General features: G+C 60.9%; 16 protein-coding genes and 1 tRNA gene. 9 read left to right on the forward strand and 8 right to left on the reverse strand.

What is annotated here, in order from left to right; genetic code table 11:
- Position 1: 1 nt before the first annotated feature.
- Entirely contained in the window at positions 2-1,243 is a 1,242-nt protein-coding gene (locus AB7828_RS18720; RefSeq protein WP_441230857.1) for an alpha/beta hydrolase family protein, read from the reverse strand.
- Between the two features lie 227 nt (positions 1,244-1,470).
- On the opposite strand from AB7828_RS18720, the gene AB7828_RS18725 reads away from it, so the two are divergent.
- Together AB7828_RS18725 and AB7828_RS18730 are read left to right on the forward strand one after the other, a co-directional pair.
- The gene (locus AB7828_RS18725) at positions 1,471-2,220 is read left to right on the forward strand and encodes a GntR family transcriptional regulator (protein WP_441230858.1); all 750 of its coding nucleotides are present in this window, start codon (positions 1,471-1,473) and stop codon (positions 2,218-2,220) included.
- Positions 2,221-2,326: 106 nt separating this feature from the next.
- Positions 2,327-5,056: a bifunctional diguanylate cyclase/phosphodiesterase gene (locus AB7828_RS18730; RefSeq protein ID WP_441230859.1), complete on the forward strand. Its 2,730-nt coding sequence runs from the start codon at positions 2,327-2,329 to the stop codon at positions 5,054-5,056.
- Between the two features lie 60 nt (positions 5,057-5,116).
- Here the strand turns inward: AB7828_RS18730 and AB7828_RS18735 are convergent.
- A tRNA-Arg gene (locus AB7828_RS18735) sits at positions 5,117-5,193 on the reverse strand.
- Between the two features lie 195 nt (positions 5,194-5,388).
- Here AB7828_RS18735 and AB7828_RS18740 point away from each other — a divergent pair.
- The gene (locus AB7828_RS18740) at positions 5,389-5,769 is read left to right on the forward strand and encodes a hypothetical protein (protein WP_441230860.1); all 381 of its coding nucleotides are present in this window, start codon (positions 5,389-5,391) and stop codon (positions 5,767-5,769) included.
- Positions 5,770-6,106: 337 nt separating this feature from the next.
- Complete coding sequence (locus AB7828_RS18745) at positions 6,107-6,832, forward strand: hypothetical protein (protein WP_441230861.1); 726 nt, start codon at positions 6,107-6,109, stop codon at positions 6,830-6,832.
- A gap of 21 nt (positions 6,833-6,853) precedes the next feature.
- On the opposite strand, the gene AB7828_RS18750 is transcribed toward AB7828_RS18745, so the two are convergent.
- The 3 genes from AB7828_RS18750 to AB7828_RS18760 all read right to left on the reverse strand — a co-directional run bounded on the left by AB7828_RS18750 (position 6,854) and on the right by AB7828_RS18760 (position 9,378).
- Positions 6,854-7,318, reverse strand: coding sequence for a CAP domain-containing protein (locus tag AB7828_RS18750; RefSeq protein WP_439074457.1), 465 nt, complete (start codon positions 7,316-7,318; stop codon positions 6,854-6,856).
- 311 nt (positions 7,319-7,629) lie between these two features.
- Complete coding sequence (locus AB7828_RS18755; protein ID WP_231078919.1) at positions 7,630-7,887, reverse strand: hypothetical protein; 258 nt, start codon at positions 7,885-7,887, stop codon at positions 7,630-7,632.
- A gap of 489 nt (positions 7,888-8,376) precedes the next feature.
- Positions 8,377-9,378 carry a 2-dehydropantoate 2-reductase gene (locus tag AB7828_RS18760; protein ID WP_441230862.1) on the reverse strand — a complete coding sequence of 334 codons (1,002 nt, stop codon included), beginning with the start codon at positions 9,376-9,378 and terminating at the stop codon, positions 8,377-8,379.
- 133 nt (positions 9,379-9,511) lie between these two features.
- Between AB7828_RS18760 and AB7828_RS18765 the strand changes: the two genes are divergently transcribed.
- Together AB7828_RS18765 and AB7828_RS18770 are read left to right on the forward strand one after the other, a co-directional pair.
- Positions 9,512-10,141, forward strand: coding sequence for a YidB family protein (locus AB7828_RS18765; protein ID WP_089267854.1), 630 nt, complete (start codon positions 9,512-9,514; stop codon positions 10,139-10,141).
- Positions 10,142-10,168: 27 nt separating this feature from the next.
- Positions 10,169-10,438, forward strand: a complete 270-nt coding sequence (locus AB7828_RS18770; RefSeq protein WP_089267746.1) for a GlsB/YeaQ/YmgE family stress response membrane protein — start codon at positions 10,169-10,171, stop codon at positions 10,436-10,438.
- Between the two features lie 73 nt (positions 10,439-10,511).
- On the opposite strand, the gene AB7828_RS18775 is transcribed toward AB7828_RS18770, so the two are convergent.
- Positions 10,512-11,297: an SDR family NAD(P)-dependent oxidoreductase gene (locus AB7828_RS18775; RefSeq protein ID WP_441230863.1), complete on the reverse strand. Its 786-nt coding sequence runs from the start codon at positions 11,295-11,297 to the stop codon at positions 10,512-10,514.
- A gap of 256 nt (positions 11,298-11,553) precedes the next feature.
- Here AB7828_RS18775 and AB7828_RS18780 point away from each other — a divergent pair, with 256 nt between their 5' ends.
- The 3 genes from AB7828_RS18780 to AB7828_RS18790 are packed head-to-tail and all read left to right on the forward strand — an operon-like array spanning position 11,554 to position 14,638.
- The gene (locus AB7828_RS18780; RefSeq protein ID WP_441230864.1) at positions 11,554-12,618 is read left to right on the forward strand and encodes an acyl-CoA dehydrogenase family protein; all 1,065 of its coding nucleotides are present in this window, start codon (positions 11,554-11,556) and stop codon (positions 12,616-12,618) included.
- Between the two features lie 27 nt (positions 12,619-12,645).
- A complete protein-coding gene (locus tag AB7828_RS18785) occupies positions 12,646-13,806 on the forward strand; it encodes an acyl-CoA dehydrogenase family protein (RefSeq protein ID WP_439078556.1) in 1,161 nt (386 codons plus the stop codon).
- 25 nt (positions 13,807-13,831) lie between these two features.
- Positions 13,832-14,638, forward strand: coding sequence for an enoyl-CoA hydratase/isomerase family protein (locus AB7828_RS18790; RefSeq protein WP_439078557.1), 807 nt, complete (start codon positions 13,832-13,834; stop codon positions 14,636-14,638).
- 99 nt (positions 14,639-14,737) lie between these two features.
- Here AB7828_RS18790 and AB7828_RS18795 read toward each other — a convergent pair whose 3' ends face one another.
- Together AB7828_RS18795 and AB7828_RS18800 are read right to left on the reverse strand one after the other, a co-directional pair.
- Positions 14,738-16,864 carry an acetate--CoA ligase family protein gene (locus tag AB7828_RS18795; protein ID WP_441230865.1) on the reverse strand — a complete coding sequence of 709 codons (2,127 nt, stop codon included), beginning with the start codon at positions 16,862-16,864 and terminating at the stop codon, positions 14,738-14,740.
- 109 nt (positions 16,865-16,973) lie between these two features.
- Entirely contained in the window at positions 16,974-17,735 is a 762-nt protein-coding gene (locus tag AB7828_RS18800) for a hypothetical protein (RefSeq protein ID WP_439065200.1), read from the reverse strand.

The following is a 17,735-nucleotide window of genomic DNA, read 5'->3' on the forward strand; positions in this document are numbered from 1 at the left end:
ATCACACCAGCGGGTTGAACGAAGTTTTCAGCAGAGTGCGCTGATCGATCTTGAATTTGTCGGCGAGCCAGTCGGCCAACACTTCCTGTCCAATGGTGGGATTGTCGTGCTGGCAATGTTCGGCGCCGGTCTCGTCCGGCTCAAGCACGCGCAATGTCGCATCAACACCATTGGCAATCGCATGGTCATAGGTCGAGCGCGCCGCGGTCACCGTGAGCACGTCGTGGCCGCCATGCAGCACGAGATACGGACACTTCATGTGTTCGAGATGGCCCTTCAGCGTAAAGGGCTTCATCAGCTCATGAGCTTCCTTCATGGTCTTGGCGCCAAATACCCAGCGGATATGCATCGCCAGACCGAAGTCGTCGCCCTTCTGGCCCCACATGTCATGCACCGACCAGACAGCCCCGTGCGAGATCACCGCCGCGAGGCGATGCTCGTAACAGCCGGCGCGCGCGGCGTAGTAACCGCCCATGCTGGAGCCGCAGACCGCGATGCGCGAGCTATCGACATCGGCGCGCTTTTCGAGCCAGTCGACACATTTGCCGACCGGCACTTCCGTATCGGCGCGGGTTGCAAGTCCGTGGCGGCGCAAGGTACCGCCCTGCCCGGGCAGATCGACCATCAGCACCGAGATGCCGCGCTGCAGGCAACCATGGGCCTGCATGAACCACATCTCGTCCTTGATGGAGTCGAGACCGCCCATGCAGATCAGCACCGGCAGCTTGTCTCCCGGAAATGGCGCACGGATGAAGTAGCCGCAGATCGGCTTGCCCGGCTCATAAGGGATTTCGACCACTTCGCCGGGCGGATTGAGATAGGAAATGAACTTATGCGAGCAGGCCTCCATCTTCTCGAAGGTCGGCAGCCGTTGCGGGTCGGTCGGCTCGAGATGGAATTCTGCCTGGCGGTAGTAGTCGGCGGCCCGCAGGAAGCAGTTCATCGCCGTGCGGATGTGGCCGAGCTTTTCTTCGGAAAGGCCGCGCTGCCAGTTGGCATCCGCGATCACCATCCACTCTTTATGCCAGCTTTCGAGGTCGCCCGGGATCATCCGCGAACCGGCCAGCATCACCTCGGACACGCTGCCGCCGCCCTCCTGGGTCTCACCGAGACCGCGGCGGAATTGATAGGCAAGCCAGGGATGCTCCGGCCAGTGATGCCAGCCAAACGGCTCATAGTGCGGGGTACGATCCGCCGTGATCTCCTCGATGGCGTTTTCGCCGATCGACTTCCCTGCCGCCATGAGACGCGTACCGCCTGCTTCTTGTGAACGTGACCGCATCATTGCGGGTTCGGGTCACGAGTCAATCGGAATTACATACACTTTTTCAGATGCTCATCATTTCCGCGAATTGCCTCCCCTTTATGCGCGATATTTATGCAGTAAAATTGCGCTTTCCTGTATGCTGAGTAGCAAAGACGGATCACACTCGGATTGAATTGTATTCACTTTGCTGCGGAGCACCACCGATGCCCGACTCATCCCCCTTGCCGCCGCCTGAAGCTGGCGGCCCCGGCCGCGCCGCTAACCGGTCGCTATCGGTGACGGATCAGATCCGCGACGCCATTCTGGATGGCACGGTCAGCGCAGGCGAACGGATCAACGAGGTCCGCTTCAGCAAGACGCTGGAGGTCTCGCGGACCCCCGTCCGGGCCGCCTTGCAGGCACTGGCCGGCGAAGGGCTGCTCGACTACGCCCCCAATCGCGGCTTCACCGTCCGTGAATTCCCGCTCTCGGCCATCGTCGATGCTTATGAAATTCGCGCATCGCTGGAAGGCGTGGCCGCACGCTTCGCCGCCGAACGTGGACTGAGCGCCGAGGAGCGCGCCATCATCGAGGAAAGCCTTGTCGCCGGCGACAAACTGCTGGCGCGCGGTGAGTTCGCGGAAGGCGATCTCACCATCTATCGGGGCATCAATGGCGACTTCCACGACACCCTGCTGGGCGCCGCCCGTAACCGCATGCTGGCGGAGATGATCCGGATCTGCCACCACGTGCCGATGTCATCGAGCCGCAATATCGTCGCCTTCGAGCATCGCGACGTACGCCGGCGTCATGATGATCATCACCGGATCTACGACGCCATTTTGGCCCGCGAGCCCTGGCGCGCGGAGGTACTGATGCGCGAACACGTCTCCGGCGTGAAATCCTCGCTGGTCAAATCGCTGATCGAGCGCGGCGAGCAGGCCGATATCGTCCATGGTTCGGCGGCGGGATAGGCCGCCGGCGGCGTGTCGACATCGTCGTGATGGCGCAGCGTCTTAACCTATCGTTCACCGAAGTTCGTAACGGCGTGTTGGCGGTCCCCCCGGTACAAAACTACGCATGGGGCAAAACGACGCAAAGTCGGGGGAACGGTCTGATGGCGCTGGCGGCCTTGCTGGCTTCGCCGCGCTGCGCCGTTTCCGATTTCAAGGCGGGCCGATCCAGGGCCTCATCCTGTGCGGCTGCCTGCTGATTACCGCCATCGCCATCGGCACGGCCTACATCACCGTCCATTTCAGAGACCGCGCCATCGAGAGCAAGAAGCGCGAACTGGACAACACGGTTCTGCTGGTCGCACGACACTTCGACCAGCAGTTCGGAGACCTGCAGGGCATCCAGAACGACGTCATCACCTATATGAAGTCGGCCAACATCCAGAACAGCGCCGCCTATCAGCATCTGATGTCGGGGATCGACGTCCACCGCATGCTACGCACCAAGCTCAGCAGCCTGCCCTATGTCGGCGGCATCAACCTGTTCGATTCCGAAGGCAAGCTGCTCAACTCGTCGGAAACCTGGCCGGTGCCTGCCATCGACATTGCCGACCGTCAGCATTTCCAGACGCTGCAGGCCGACAACGGGCCCGCGGTCGTATTGGCCGAACCCGTCATCAGCAGGGTGACTGGTGCATGGACCGCCGTGTTTTCGCGCAAGCTGATCGGACGCCATGGCGAATTCATGGGCATCATCAGCCGCGGCGTCGAGCCGGTTCACTTCGAGAGCTTCTTCGCATCCCTCGCGCTCGAAAAAGACGCCAAGATCTTGATGATCCACCGCAACGGCACCGTGCTTGCTCGCTATCCGCAGAACGAGACCGTTATCGGCCAGAACCTCAGCAACAGCTCAGTCTTCAAGGACCTCTGGTCGACGGGCGGAACCTCGACGGGGCACTATATCAGCCCCATCGACGGGGAAGACGAATTGGGCTCCGCAAGGCGCCTCGCGGCGGCTCCCGTGATGATCGTCGCGACCACCAGCATGCCCGCGGCCCTGCATGACTGGCGCGAGCAGACCAAATATCAAATCATCGGTGCGACACTTACCGCATTGGTGATCCTGGCGACGCTGTTCCTGATCGTCCGGCAGCTGAACCGCCAGCACCGCTCGGCCGAACGGATGCTGGCGCAAAAATCGACACATCTCGATACTGCAATCAACAATATGACGCAGGGCCTGCTGTTGTTCGATGCCTATGGCCGGCTGGTCGTCTGCAATCGGCGCTTCATCGACATGTTCGGACTATCCGACAAGATCGTGAAGCCAGGCTGCTATTTCCGCGACCTCATCCAGCATCGCAAGGACAACGGAACCTTCATCGGCGATGTCGACGAATACTGCACGTCGTTCTTGCGAAGCGTTGCTGAAGGCCCTGTCCACGATACGCTACTGACCACGCCGGATGGTCGTTCGATCCAGATCCTCGTTCAGAGATCGGGGGACGGCGGCTGGGCCTCTACGCTCGAGGACATCACCGATCGCAAACGTTCGGAAGAGCGCATCGCCCATCTTGCGCATTACGATGCTCTGACAGATCTCCCCAATCGGGTGATGTTCCGTGAGCGCCTCGAAGCGGAAATCGCAACGCTGCATGACGGCGCGCGATTTGCGATTCTCTATATCGATATCGATGAGTTCAAGAGCGTCAATGACACGCTCGGTCATGCGATCGGCGACGAACTGCTAAAAATCGTGGCCACGCGGCTGCGCAGCTGTGTCGGTAATGCGGGCTTTGTCGCACGACTTGGCGGCGACGAATTCGCCATCGTGCATACGGGAATTGCTCGCCGCAGCGATGTCACCCATCTAGTGGTGCCGCTCTATGACGCCATCCGGCAGCCCTATGAATGCCTTGGTCACCAGATCACGACCGATGCCAGCATCGGAATCGCTGTAGCCCCCGATGACGGCTCCGATCTCGACGAATTGCTGAGACACGCCGACCTTGCAATGTATAGCGCCAAGGCCGCTGGACGGCGCACCTTTCGCTTCTTCGAGCCTGCCATGGATGAAGGCGCAAGGGCGCGGCGCGCGCTGGAGCAGGATCTGCGGAAGGCGCTCGCGGAAGACGGACTTGAGGTTCACTATCAACCCGTCGTCGATATCGCCAGCAACGAGATTACTGGTTGCGAAGCGTTGCTCCGCTGGCGGCATCCGGTTCGCGGCATGGTTTCACCGGCAGAGTTCATTCCGATCGCCGAAGAAACCGGCCTGATTACCGAACTCGGCAATTGGGTATTGCGAACGGCATGCGCTGAGGCCGCCTCCTGGCCGGCGCCGATCAAGCTCGCTGTCAATGTATCGCCGATTCAATTCACGACGCAGACCCTGGCCTTGAATGTCACTCGAGCCCTCGTGGCAGCCAACTTGCCAGCTCACCGACTCGAACTTGAGGTCACCGAAACAGTGCTGATCCGCGATGATGAGATGGCGCTCGCGATCCTCCATCAGCTCCGCGGCATTGGTGTCGGGATTGCGCTGGACGATTTCGGGACCGGCTATTCGTCGCTCAGCTATCTGCAGCGATTCCCGTTCGACAAGGTCAAGATCGACCGCAGTTTCATCCGGGACATCGTGGCGCCCGGCGGATCGTCATCGATCGTACAGGCGGTTGTAACCATCGCGGCCGCCCGCAACATGATCACCACGGCGGAGGGCGTTGAGACAGCCGATCAACTCGACGCACTGCGTATGCTCGGTTGTACCCAGATGCAGGGTTTTCTTTTCAGTGCCGCCAAGCCGTCACGAGAGATTCGCGCCATGCTCCAGAAGCGCGAGATCGCCGTCGCCTGACACCAGGAGGTCCGAACTCGTCGCGAAAATGGCCTGTTTTGGATTAAACAGAAGGAAAGCTGGCGATCCCGGCATGACTCGAACATGCGACCTACGGTTTAGGAAACCGTCGCTCTATCCGGCTGAGCTACGGGACCGCGATCCCGGTCAGGAACACCGGGCATGGACAGTTCCATACCAGAGCCGTTCGATCATCGCTACCCGTTGGCAGTTCAAATAGGACGGGGCCGGAACCGGCGTCACATGCCCTTAAAAGATCGGGACATCTATCGCGGAACGTCTCGGACCGCCCATCGTTGGCTGGTTGTCATAATAACGATGGAGAATCCCGCATGACAAAGATGAAACTTCTTGCTGCTGTTGCCGTGGTCTCTGGCTTGATCGCTACGCCAGTGATGGCAAAGGACCCGATGAATCGCCGGGCGCAGGCCACGCAGGACTATCGCGCCAGTACAGTCGATAGCGGCTATCGTGATTCGGGCTTCTGGCCGGGTGACGTTGCGGCAGGCGTGGTTGGCGGCGCGGTCGGTGTAGCGGGTGCGGCTGTGGGCACCGCCGGGGCCATCGCAACTGCGCCGTTCCGGAACAGCTACAATTCCTATGATGGCTACAATGGCGTCCCGCGCGATTCCTACGCACAGCGCATGGGCTTCGTGTGTCAGCCGGGAACTTGGTTCCGCGGCGAGGACGGCCGACGACACATCTGCCAGTAAGACAACTGACATCTGAGAAAAAGGGCGGCCCAAAGGACCGCCCTTTTTCGTGCCTGTCATCGGATAGAGTCCCAGGCGCACGAAACGAAACGACAACACCGCTCCATCGGACGTGAGCCCGTCGCTTCGCAAACTACGTGTGGTCCCGTGTAGGTGATTGCGCGTCGAGTAGCAGCGCGATCCGAAAACTACTGTCAAGAATGACTCAAAACTCTGAAGTCATCAATTTCAGTGATATGAGAGCAGCCACAGATCTCTGCCTGAAAACACTTCCACATCAGCGTTGTATCGCGAAATAACGCCGGTCTGCGTACCACATGACCGCACTGATGCAGTCATGCTGCACTTGCTCCAAAAGCGGGGAGAAGTAACACATCCGAGGTTGAAAAATGGCCCACAAATGGCAAGAATTGGGTTTGTTACCTACATCGGAACCCACGTGGCTCATTTGTCCGCATACAAGTCACTCATATTTGCGCTACTGACGACCGCATCACTCTCCGGTCTCGCGTTGATGTCTTCGCCTGCTCGTGCGCAATGGTGGACTGCCGCGCCTGCGGATTATGAAGATTGCGCCGAGCGCATCGAAAAATCGACGGCTTCGAAAGACGCCAAGGCTGTGGCGCTGTCGGATTGCGAAAGCAAATTCGCGGGACGGCGCAAGCGCGGTGGCGGCTATACGTATCACGACTTCATGCAGAACCGCAGCTTTGATATCGCTGGCCCGAACCCAACCACGGCTGAACAGAAGGCGATCGACGAGCAGTACAAGATCTATCTGGACAATCAGCGTCGCAGCGTCATCGTCGCGGCCTTCGCTGAAAAGCAGCGCGAAGCGCAAACCCAGGCTGCGCTCGAAACGGACTTTCGGCAGACCGCGGAAACCCCAAGCGATGCGAAGCCTGTCGTGCTACCCAGGCCTCGGCCCAAAGTGCGCGCCAAGGAGCCGGATTGCGCGATCGAGCCGCTTACCTGTGGGTGGTCCAAATTGTCATCGGGGCTGAAAGACATCAAGGACGCGCTGTTCGGCACGCCCGCGCCGGCCAAGACCAAGCGCACTTGAGCCATAGCAACCTGTCAGGCATCAATCCGTGATGACCATCGCCCAGAACATCCGGTAGGGCGACTTGGGATTGGCGACGTAAGCGACGCCGACCTTGCGTGCGCCGGACATGAGCAGGTTCTCGCGATGACCTGGGCTCTCTTCCCATTGCCTCAACGTTTCGGGAAATGTCAGGAAGCCCGCCGCGATATTCTCTGCTGCTTTGGATTTGCGGAGCTTCCCCACACGCGCGGAGAAAACACCGCCGACCTCGTGGCTGACCTTGCCACTGGATGACATCGCCTGCGCCTGAGCAAGCGCTACCGCGTTCAATTTACTGTCCAGTGTGACAGAGGAGAGCTTGTGCGCCCGGCGAAAGGCACTGATCTGGCTCGCATAATCCGCCGCCCTGCTTTCGACAATGGTTGCCACGATCAACGCACCACAGAGCACAAACAACCTCAGGGGGCGGTAGGTCATGACAATCGCTTCACGGATCAGATTCAATGACTATACCGACGACGTTGCGCAGACGATCGCGGCAGCGGGCTTGCGAGCATGCGCAGGCGCCTGCACTTCAGTCGCGCGTCGTTGCTCGGCAAGCCGGGCATCATAACCCGGCGACGGGGTGACCGTCGGAGGAACCACAAATGCAGGTGCGATAGCACCAATGCTTAGCATCGCCGCAACCACAGCGATAGCGGCGCAGGATTTCCGCTTCAAGACCTTCAAAAACAGGGTTCGCATCGATCGCTCCACCCAAGAAAACGGCCTGAAGCGCTAACGAACTTCAGGCCGGCTTCGTTCAGTACGAAAGCTTACTTCTTGGCCTTCTTGGCCTTTGCAGTCTTAGTCACCTTGGTAGCCTTCGTGGCAACCTTCTTCGCCTTGCGGCGACGATGACCGAGCGGAATGCCAAGCTTGATGGCTTTCTGACGCAGCGAACCACCGGTGCGCTTCATCTCCTTGGAAATCTTCTCGAGCGGGGTCTGGGCCTTCGAATGCGCCTTCAGGATCTTCACGTCTTCCTTGGTGTACTCGCGACGGACGAGTTTCTTTTTCGCTTTCTTGGCCATTGTAGCTCCGATTGTTAGTTGAATAATTCGACCGGCACACGCTTTGCCGATGATATGAAAGGATCAAACGCCCAGCCCGGCGCGCGAAGCGCGAACCACCGTCAAATCACGCGGCCTTCTATACTAAAGATGTCGCGAATGACATAGCCCCTGATGTCACATCATGATGTCTAGTATTGAACCAGCCGTACTCCTGCGAGCCTTCTTCACGACGCGAACTGCTACTCGTCTGCGAATAACGGGCTAAAAGACGCTTTACATCTCATTTACTGAGAATTCACCGACGCGTATCCGCAATTGATATTTAACGGATAATCATCGGCTTGATGCGAATGCAACGGATAATGGTACCATCGCATTGACCGGCAGACGCAATTGGATCATTCGGATAGTTGAGTCCGCCGATAGTAGCCGAAATGATTAGTAACATTCTCGTAATGATAGCGCCGAAGCCGGTCCAACACTCCCTTCAGCTCAATCAATTTCACGCTAACTGCGAATCTGATCTGGCGTGAGTGCGGGCGATCCCCTGCCTGACGTCTCTGCGTGCTTGATCAGTGTCATCACGCGCAGCGATAGCGGAGCCGTGATCTGATATTTCGCCGCCAGCTCAACGACGACACCCTGCAAATAGTCAATCTCGGTGCGTCGATCGCGCTGCAGATCCTCCCACATGGACGAGCGCGCATTTGCGTCGATCTTCATCGTCCGCCCGAGCAGCATATTGAACAGGCCGTCAGGTAGCCGCAGCAAATGCGGCGTTAGTCGCGCAGGGATCGGCGTCGCCGAGATGGGCTTGATACCGGCGACTTTCAGAACGGCCAGGCCTTCCGCCATTTGATCGGCGAATAACGAGCGCCACGCGCGCTGTGCAAGCTGCGACCGCAGCGGTATATCCGACAGCGCATTGAGCGCGTTGTTCAAATTGACCAGCAGCTTACCCCACTGGACACCGACGATATCGTCGCTCGCAAGGACGGCAAGATGCGGCACGGATAGCTCCGAAGCGGTATCGGCCCCATCGCGTTCGACGACGATGTTTCCGGACGTTGCGCGGTGAACATGACCATCGTCCTTTGCGATGACATTAAATGGCACCATTCCGCCGAGGATGCGGCGCCCGGGCAGAGCTGCGCGCAGGACTCCGACATTGCCGACGCCGTTCTGCAGGCTGACGACGATCGCGTCTTTCGCTGCATGATCCGCGATCAGCCTCGCCATCTCCGCCGTATCGCCACTCTTGACCGCGACCAGAATGATCTTCGCCTCGCTCATGATGGCGGGGTCATCCGACAGCCGCAGCTGGCCGGGGGCGAGACGTTGATCAAGTCCCTCGAAGCTCGTCAGCCTCAGACCGTGCCCCTCGATGCTGTCCACGATGCGCCGCCGCGCCAGTATGGCGACGTCGCGGCCGGCTGCCGCCAGGATGCCACCCACGAAACAGCCGATACTGCCGGCACCGGCGATACAAATGGGCCGCGTTTCGATCACGTCATCTCCCGTTCATCCAGCATCCGTTACTAGCAAAATGCCGCAGCGCTGCCTATCGGCGGAACCGACGCGCCTTGTAGGCGTCATACCGCGCAGCTATGCTTTCGCCGGGCTGGCAGAACAGGAGATGATCATGGGTTTGCTCGACATTCTGAATGGCATGGCCAACGGGCCGCGTGGCCCCAGCGATCCCGACGACAAGAGCGGCGGCATGTCGCCGATGACGATGGCGATCCTCGCGCTGCTCGCCTACAAAGGATACAAGCACTTCACTGGTAGCCAACCGGCGGCACAGGGGCACTCGCAAGAAATCCCGCCGCCGAATACGACGCAGGCCAGCGCGCAAGATAGCGGCCTTGGTGGTATGCTTGGCGGCCTCCTCGGCGGAAATTCTGGCACTGCAGCAGGCGGTGGCGGCCTCGGCGACCTTCTGAAGGGCCCGCTCGGCGGTCTGTTGGCGGGCGGAGCCGCCGGCAGCGTGCTCAGCGGTGGCCTCGGCGACCTGCTTAAGCAGTTCCAGCAGAACGGCCATGGCGACGCCGCGGATTCCTGGGTCAGCTCCGGCCCGAACAAGCAGATCTCGCCTAATGATCTCGGCGCCGCACTTGGCGCGGATCAGATCGCGCAACTGACGTCGCGCACCGGCATGTCCCGCGAGCAGCTTCTCGCGGAGCTGAGCAACGAACTACCCGATGCCGTTAATCAGTTCACACCGCATGGCCGGCTACCCACGGAAGACGAAGTTAAGTCCAGCTGGGTTTAACGCGCACTTAGAAGAGGGGATATTGCTATGATCTGGATTCTCGTTGTGGGCTTTGTCGCAGGCATTATCGCCCGCCTTCTGTCACCGGGGCCAAACAACCCCAGCGGCTTCATTCTGACCACTATCCTGGGTATTGCCGGCGCATTCCTGGCGACGTTCATCGGCCAGCAGATCGGCCATTACGGCCCGAACCAGGGTGCCGGCTTCATCACCGCCACGATCGGCGCGCTGGTGGTGCTGTTCATCTGGAACAGGCTGGTTGCCCGCCGGATGATTTCCGATCCGGGCAATCGCTGATCTGCCAGCAATCGAGAATGAAAAAGCCTCGGGCATTACCCGAGGCTTTTTGCTGTTTGACGCAGGTTTCCGATCAGGCCAGCAGATGCATGCCGGCATCCATCCGCACCAATTCGCCCGTCATATTGCTCGATGGCGACGTGGCGAGGAAGCAGATCAGGGCGGCGACGTCCTCCGCGGTCGAGGCCACCTTCAGCGGAACTCGCGCGATTACGGCATCGCGAACTTTGGCAGCGCCGTCCGCACCGCGTCCCTTGGTGAACCATGGCGTATCAATATAGCCAGGGCAGACCGTATTGACGCGGATCAGCGGAGCTAGTGCTCGGCCGAGCGACAGCGTCATCGAATTCAGCGCGCCCTTGCTGGCGGCATAGGCGACTGACGAACCGCCGCCTGTGATACCGGCCATCGACGAGACATTGACGACGGCCGAAGCACGACCCGACGCCTTGGCGCCGGCTTCGAGCAAGGCACGCGCCGCACGTACCATCTGATAGGGCCCGATCGTGTTGACCGCGTAGATGCGCTGGAAATCTTCCGCGGACAGGCCATCGAGATCGTGATGCGGCACATGCTTGGTCATGCCGGCATTGTTGATCAGCGCATCGATCCGCCCCCAGTGCTGGGCAGCCGCGACGATGTTCTTGCAATCCTCGTCCTTCGATACATCGCCTTGAACCACGATGACTTCGGTTGCACCCGCATCGCGGCACAGCTCGGCAGTGGCTTCGGCTTCCTTCTGACTCGACGAATAGTTGATGACAATACGGGCGCCGTCCTTGGCGAGAATGGCGGCGGTCGCAGCACCAAGCCCCGATGCCGACCCTGTAATCACGACGCACAAACCGTCACTTGCCATCTGCATTTCCTCTGCTTGTTCTGCCGCTGATGCGATCTACCATAATGCGGTCGCGCTGGTATACAACGCGGCACAAGTTCGCTTTGCGGAATTAAATTGCGTCGCACCAACATATCATGCCGCCACCGCAGGCCCCTCTGCGGCCAGCCCGCTTGTCTTCCTTCCGCCTTTTCCGCATCATGAATGCAAGAAAAGTGGCAGCGCCCATGCCCGGCATTCCCTGCCGAATGAGATGCGCTAGCACACGGGGAACGCCTTGACGGACGCAGACAATATCGTTGCGGAAACCGCGGAACGTATTTTCGCCGATCTCGCTGACGCACAGACCATCAATCACGACAAGAACGGCAGCTGGAAAGCGCCGCTCTGGCAAGCACTGACCGATGCTGGCCTGCCGCTCTCATGGGTGCCTGAAGAGTGCGACGGCTCCGGCACCAGCATGGCCGAAGGTTTCAGCGTCCTCAGCGTCGCCGGTCGCGCCGGCGTTGCGGTGCCGCTCGCCGAGACCATGCTGGCGGGCTGGCTGCTCGCGCAGGCCCAGATCAAATCGCCCGTAGGCATGATGACCGTCGCGCCGGCAAGCCCGCGCGATCGCCTCACGCTCAACGCGGATGGTACAATCACCGGCCGCGCACGTGGCGTGCCGTTCGCGAAGGATGCGAAATACATCGCCGTCGTCGCCTCTGGCATCGGCGGCGCCTCTATTGCGCTGGTGGACGCCAGCGCCTGCCGGATTGAGGGTGGGCTCGGTCTGGCCGATGATCCGTCCGACACGGTGCATTTCGACACTGTGAAGCCGGTCACTATTCAATCTGCAGCATCGGGCTTCGATCAGAACGCGCTGTTGCTGATGGGCGCACTCGTACGCAGCCAGCAGATTGCCGGTGCACTGGAAACCATGCTTGGCATCGGCGTGAACTATTCTGGCGAGCGCGTGGCGTTCGAGAAGAAGATCTCGAAGTTCCAGGCGGTGCAGCACAATCTGGCGAAACTCGCAGGCGAGACCTCGGCAGCCCTCGCCGCTGCCAGCTCCGCGGCTGACGCCTTCTCCAGCGGCGCACCGCTCGATGACGCGCTCTTCCTCGAGGCCGCCGCTGCAAAGATCCGTTGCTCCGAGGCCGCCGAAAAGGGCGCCGCCATTGCGCATCAGGTTCTTGGTGCCATCGGCTTCACGCAGGAACACATCCTGCATCGCTACACGCTGCGCGCGTTGGCATGGCGCGATGATTTCGGCAGCGAAAGCTACTGGGCGGTCGAGCTCGGCAAACTGGTCGCTGCGCGCGGTGCCGACGAGCTGTGGCCTCTGGTCGCGTCGCGCTGATCGAACACAAGAAACGAGATCTTTCACATGACTGCTGCCCTTCGTTTCGATCCGATCCGCCTACCGCCCGAATGCGAGCAGCTGCGCAAGGAAGTGCGCGCTTTCCTCGCCGAGGAAATCGCCGCCGGCACTTTCGATCCGCACAAGCCCCAGCGCGAGGACTCGGACAATCCTGAATTCAGCAAGCGCGTCGGCGAGCGCGGCTGGCTCGGCATGACCTGGCCCAAGAAGTATGGCGGCCACGAGCGCTCGTTCCTTGAACGCTACGTTGTTACCGAAGAGATGCGCGTGGCCAACGCGCCGGTGCGCCGCTTTTTCGTCGCCGACCGCCAGAGCGGCCCGGTGCTGCTGAAATACGCGCCCGAGCATATCAAGATGGACATCCTGCCGCGCATCTGCCGCGGCGAGGTCTGTTTCTCCATCGGCATGAGCGAACCGAATTCGGGCTCCGACCTGTTCGCCGCCAAGACCAAGGCCACCAAGACCGACGGCGGCTGGCTCATCAACGGCAGCAAGATCTGGACGACCTCGGCCCATATGGCCGACTACATGATCGCGATCTTCCGCACATCGGCCCCGACCAAGGAAAACCGCCGCCACGGGTTGACGCAGTTTCTGGTCAATATGAAGAAGCCGGGTATCACGGTGAACCCGATCGCGCAGATCACCGGCCAGTATGAATTCAACGAAGTCGTGTTCACCGATCACTTCGTGCCCGACGACCACATGCTCGGCGAGATCGACAGCGCCTGGAAGCAGGCCACCAGCGAGCTCGCCTATGAGCGATCCGGCCCCGAACGTTTCCTTGAGACCTATTACGTGCTGACCGAGCTGGTTCGCGCTGTCGGCCCGAAGCCGGACACCCGCAGCGCCGAAGGCATTGGTCGTCTGGTCGCCCAGCTCCACACGATGCGGCGCATGTCGGTGTCGGTGGCCGGCATGCTGCAGGCCGGCAAGGAGCCGGTGGTCGAAGCGTCCATCGTCAAGGATATCGGTACGATCTGGGAGCAGCAGTTGCCCCATCGCGTGCGCGAACTCGCGGCTTTCGTCGACGACAGTGCCTCCAATCACGCCACGCTGGACGAGATGCTGGGCTTCGCCATCAAGACGGCGCCAAAACTGACCATTCAGGGCGGCACCACCGAAGTCCTGCGCGGCATCATCGCGCGCGGACTTGGTCTGCGCTGATCCATCCATTCAACAGAGAGCCATCATGACCACCTACAAAGACATCGCCGTCGAGACCCGTGGCCACATTGCGATTATCGAGATCCGCAAGCCGCCACTGAATTTCTTCGACATCCTGCTGATCCAGCAGATCGCCAACGCGCTGGACGAGATCGATGCCAATCCCGAAATCCGGGCGACGGTTCTGTGCGCGCAAGGCAAGGCGTTCTGCGCCGGCGCCGATTTCAGCGACCCGAACCGCAAGGAGACCGAGGCAGCTGCCAAAAGTGGCGACCCCGCCGACAATCTCGGCTCCATCGGCCATCTCTATATGGAAGCCGTGCGCATCTTCCGCGCCAAGAAGCCGATCGTCGCGGCCGTGCAGGGCGCGGCCATTGGCGGTGGCCTCGGCCTCGCGGTGTCGGCCGATTTCCGCGTCGCCTGCCCGGAAACGCGCTTCGCTGCCAATTTCACCAAGCTCGGCTTCCATCCCGGCTTCGGCCTGACGGTCGCGCTCACCGAAGTGGTCGGCAAGAACAATGCGGAGTTGATGTTCTACACCAGCCGCCGTGTCGGCGGAGAGGAAGCCCTGAAGATGGGCCTCGCCAATGTGCTGGTGCCGCAGGCCGAGGTCCGCGACGCCGCGATCAAGCTCGCCGAGGAGATCGCCGAATGCTCGCCGCTCGGCCTGCTCTCGACCCGCGCCACCATGCGCAACGGCCTCGCCGACCGCGTCGCCAAGGCGACGGAGCACGAACTCGCCGAACAGACGCGCCTGCGTAAGACAGAAGATTTCAAGGAAGGCGTTGCGGCGACTGCCGAACGCCGGGTGCCGAACTTCAAGGGGCGCTAAGTCCCCGTCGGGTTTGTTTTTCAAACCTCACTTGGAAATGGCCGGGCAGCGCGAAGCGAGCTTCGCTAGACGCCCCGGCCATTTTTATTTGACGGCCGCCTACCCCTTCCGCACCACCAACGCATCGACGATGGTGACTCCCTCACCCGTGGGATGCACCAGTACCGGATTGAGTTCGATCTCGGCAATCTCGCCCTTGAACTGAGCTGCGAGCTGCGAGAGCTGCGCAATCAGCTCCGCCGCCGCCGACACGTCGGCCTTCAGCGCGCCGCGAAAGCCGTTCAGCAACGGCGCGGCCTTGAGTGCGCCTAGCATGGAAGCAGCCTCAGCGGCACTCACGGGCGCCGGACGATAGACCACGTCCTTGAACAATTCCGCCGTCACTCCACCAAGGCCGACCATCACCATCGGCCCGAAGGTCTCGTCCAGCAGCGTGCCGACGATGATTTCGACACCCTTGCTAGCCATCGGCGAAACGAGCACGCCCTGCAGCGCAGCCCACGGCCGGTGCTGCCGGGCGCTGGCAGTCAGCGCATCATAGGCAGCTGCGGCTTCACTCTTCGTGGTGATGTTGACCCTGACGCCGCCAACCTCGCTCTTGTGCGGAATGTCGCGTGACTGGATCTTCATCGCCAGCGGGAAGCCGATCCCGGCAATCGCTGCATCCAGCGCCGATCTGTCGGTGACAAGAACCTCGCCTGGCAGCGCGACACCGGCAATCTGCAGCAGCGTCTTGCTGTCATACTCGGAGAGCGTCGGCGCGGTCAGATGCTCAACCAGATCGTTCGGCGCAGCCGCGACCGTGGCGACCGGTTCAGCCAGATTGAAACTGGCGTGATCGACAAGTCGCCTCAATGCGACGCTGACATGCGTGAGGCCGGATAACACGACCACACCGGATTCGGCGAGACCGGTGCGCGCAAAATTGGACGGCAGCGTATAGGACCAGAACACGATCGGTTTGCTCTGCGCAGCAATGACGGGCTTCAGCTCCGGCGTCTTGAACGGCATCCGCGTCTCGCTCGATAGCGAGATGACCACCAAGATTGCATCGACCTCGTCAGACCTGTCGAGCAATTCAATGGTCTTTTGTAGCCCGCCACTATGCACCGCTTGGGCCGTGATATCGATCGGATTGCATGGCGACCCGTAGGACGGGATCAGCCCGCGAATCGTCGCCTGAACGCCGTCCGACAATTCGGGCACCTGCAGCCCCTGCGCCGACACGGCATCAGCGCCCCAGATACCTGCGCCGCCCGAGACGGTGACGACAGCGACGCGGTCGCCCTTCGGCAGCGGCGACGTGGTCAGCACTGCGGCGATGGTCACCGCTTCGTCGAGATCGTTGGAGACGATGAATCCATAGCGCGCGAACACCGCATCATAGGCCGCCGTCCAGCCCGCCATGCTGGCGGTATGCGAGGCTGCTGCGCGCTCGCCAGCACCGGAGCGGCCGACCTTTACGACGATGACCGGCTTGCCGAGCTCCGCCGCCTTGCGAGCCGCGGCGAGAAATTTGTCGACGTCGCGAATGCCCTCGATGAACAGCAGGATCACGTCGGTTGCCGTGTCCTGCACCATGTAGCCAAAGAATTCGCCGGCACCGAGATCGGACTCGTTGCCGGTCGAGATCACGGTGCTCAGAGCAATGCCGAGCGACTTGGCGCGGTTATAGATCGCAAAGCCGATGCCGCCGGATTGCGCGACGATACCGATCCGCTTCGTGGTAGCGACCAGCTGCAGCTGATCCGGCCTTACATCAACGGTTGGGCTGAAGGTCGCGGCAATGCCGGCGATCTGGTTGTAGTACCCCTCGGCGTTCGGTCCGGAGATCCGCATCCCCGTGCGCTTCGCCAGCGTCGCAATAGCATCCTGCATGGCGATGGAATCGCCGCCTTCCTCGGCAAAGCCGGAGGAGATGATGATCGCGTGTTTGACGCCGAGTTTCGCGCAGTCCTCAAGCGCGCCGAGCACGACACGCGCAGGAATGATCACGATGGCGAGATCTATCGGCTGCCCGATGGCTGCGATGCTCGGATGGCACGTCAGCCCATCGATATCCGGATAGTTCGGATTGACCGGATAGATCGCGCCGGAGAACTGGTTTTTGCGCAAAAAGGAGAGAAGCAGGCCCGGGATCTTCGTGACATCGCGGGAAGCGCCAATGATGGCGATGCTGGATGGATTGAAGAACGAGTCCAGCGGATGCGGACGTGTCACAGTCATGGCGTTTCCGGTTTATTGTTGTTGCCGTAGCGTTTCCGAGCGAAGTGGATACCGGTTCGCATGAAGGAAACGCGTCAAACAGGAACTGATCGTGCGGCGATTGCCGCGATCACGCAACGACGCGAAACGTGACCCCGGCCAGCAGAAATGCATCCCCGGCGCAGGGACATCCGCGTGCCCGTGCGCTGCCGAGCACCTGTGCGACGTCGTTGACGCGAAAAGTGATCCCGGTCATCGCTTCGCTCTTGCCCTTCGCGAAGCGCAAACAGCCGTTCGTGAACGCGATCTGCGGATCGTCGTTGCGGGCCGAGGTCAGCGGCACACCGATGATATTGCTCCAGTGCTGCGCCAGATCGTAATGGTCCGGACTCTGCAGCTCGACCTCGGTCAGCGCGCGCGTGATGTCATGGCGGATCGCCTCCTGCCAGTCCGGACCGGCCGGCGGATACGGCCCGAAATCGTCGTCGCTGTCTTTGGTGTGATTGAACTCGATGAAGGCGGCTCGGCAATCGCGTGGATGCAATTGCACGCCGTGATAGGGCGGATGATCGATCACATTGGCGGTGCGCACGCCGATGTTGGCGGCGAAGCGCCCACGCTCGTCGGGATCCTCGCAGGACAGGATCACCATATAGCCGCCGCGCCCGCCGGATTTCTCCATGAACCGCCCAGCCGCCGTGCCCGGCTGCGTCGGCGCGACCACTTCGAGCAACGTCGCCTCAACGGGCATCAGTGCATTTTCAAGCCCGTATTTGCCGACATGAGGATCGCGGTAGCAGACATTGAGGCCAAGAATGGCCGCGATATCGCTCACCACTGGCTCCAGATGCGGAGCGACCAGACAAACTTGCCGCAACCGCATCTGGCTCAT

Origin of the sequence: Tardiphaga sp. 215_C5_N2_1 (assembly GCF_052076055.1) — a bacterium.
In the GTDB taxonomy this organism is placed as follows: domain Bacteria; phylum Pseudomonadota; class Alphaproteobacteria; order Rhizobiales; family Xanthobacteraceae; genus Tardiphaga; species Tardiphaga robiniae.

Coding starts and splice junctions, on each gene's coding strand:
- AB7828_RS18770 (WP_089267746.1), top strand. CDS start 10,169: ATGATCTGGATTCTCGTTGTGGGCTTTGTCGCAGGCATTATCGCCCGC.
- AB7828_RS18790 (WP_439078557.1), top strand. CDS start 13,832: ATGACCACCTACAAAGACATCGCCGTCGAGACCCGTGGCCACATTGCG.
- AB7828_RS18795 (WP_441230865.1), bottom strand. CDS start 16,864: ATGACTGTGACACGTCCGCATCCGCTGGACTCGTTCTTCAATCCATCC.
- AB7828_RS18800 (WP_439065200.1), bottom strand. CDS start 17,735: ATGAGCCAGATGCGGTTGCGGCAAGTTTGTCTGGTCGCTCCGCATCTG.
- AB7828_RS18755 (WP_231078919.1), bottom strand. CDS start 7,887: ATGGCCAAGAAAGCGAAAAAGAAACTCGTCCGTCGCGAGTACACCAAG.
- AB7828_RS18730 (WP_441230859.1), top strand. CDS start 2,327: ATGGGGCAAAACGACGCAAAGTCGGGGGAACGGTCTGATGGCGCTGGC.
- AB7828_RS18725 (WP_441230858.1), top strand. CDS start 1,471: ATGCCCGACTCATCCCCCTTGCCGCCGCCTGAAGCTGGCGGCCCCGGC.
- AB7828_RS18720 (WP_441230857.1), bottom strand. CDS start 1,243: ATGGCGGCAGGGAAGTCGATCGGCGAAAACGCCATCGAGGAGATCACG.
- AB7828_RS18745 (WP_441230861.1), top strand. CDS start 6,107: ATGCTGCACTTGCTCCAAAAGCGGGGAGAAGTAACACATCCGAGGTTG.
- AB7828_RS18765 (WP_089267854.1), top strand. CDS start 9,512: ATGGGTTTGCTCGACATTCTGAATGGCATGGCCAACGGGCCGCGTGGC.
- AB7828_RS18785 (WP_439078556.1), top strand. CDS start 12,646: ATGACTGCTGCCCTTCGTTTCGATCCGATCCGCCTACCGCCCGAATGC.
- AB7828_RS18740 (WP_441230860.1), top strand. CDS start 5,389: ATGACAAAGATGAAACTTCTTGCTGCTGTTGCCGTGGTCTCTGGCTTG.
- AB7828_RS18775 (WP_441230863.1), bottom strand. CDS start 11,297: ATGGCAAGTGACGGTTTGTGCGTCGTGATTACAGGGTCGGCATCGGGG.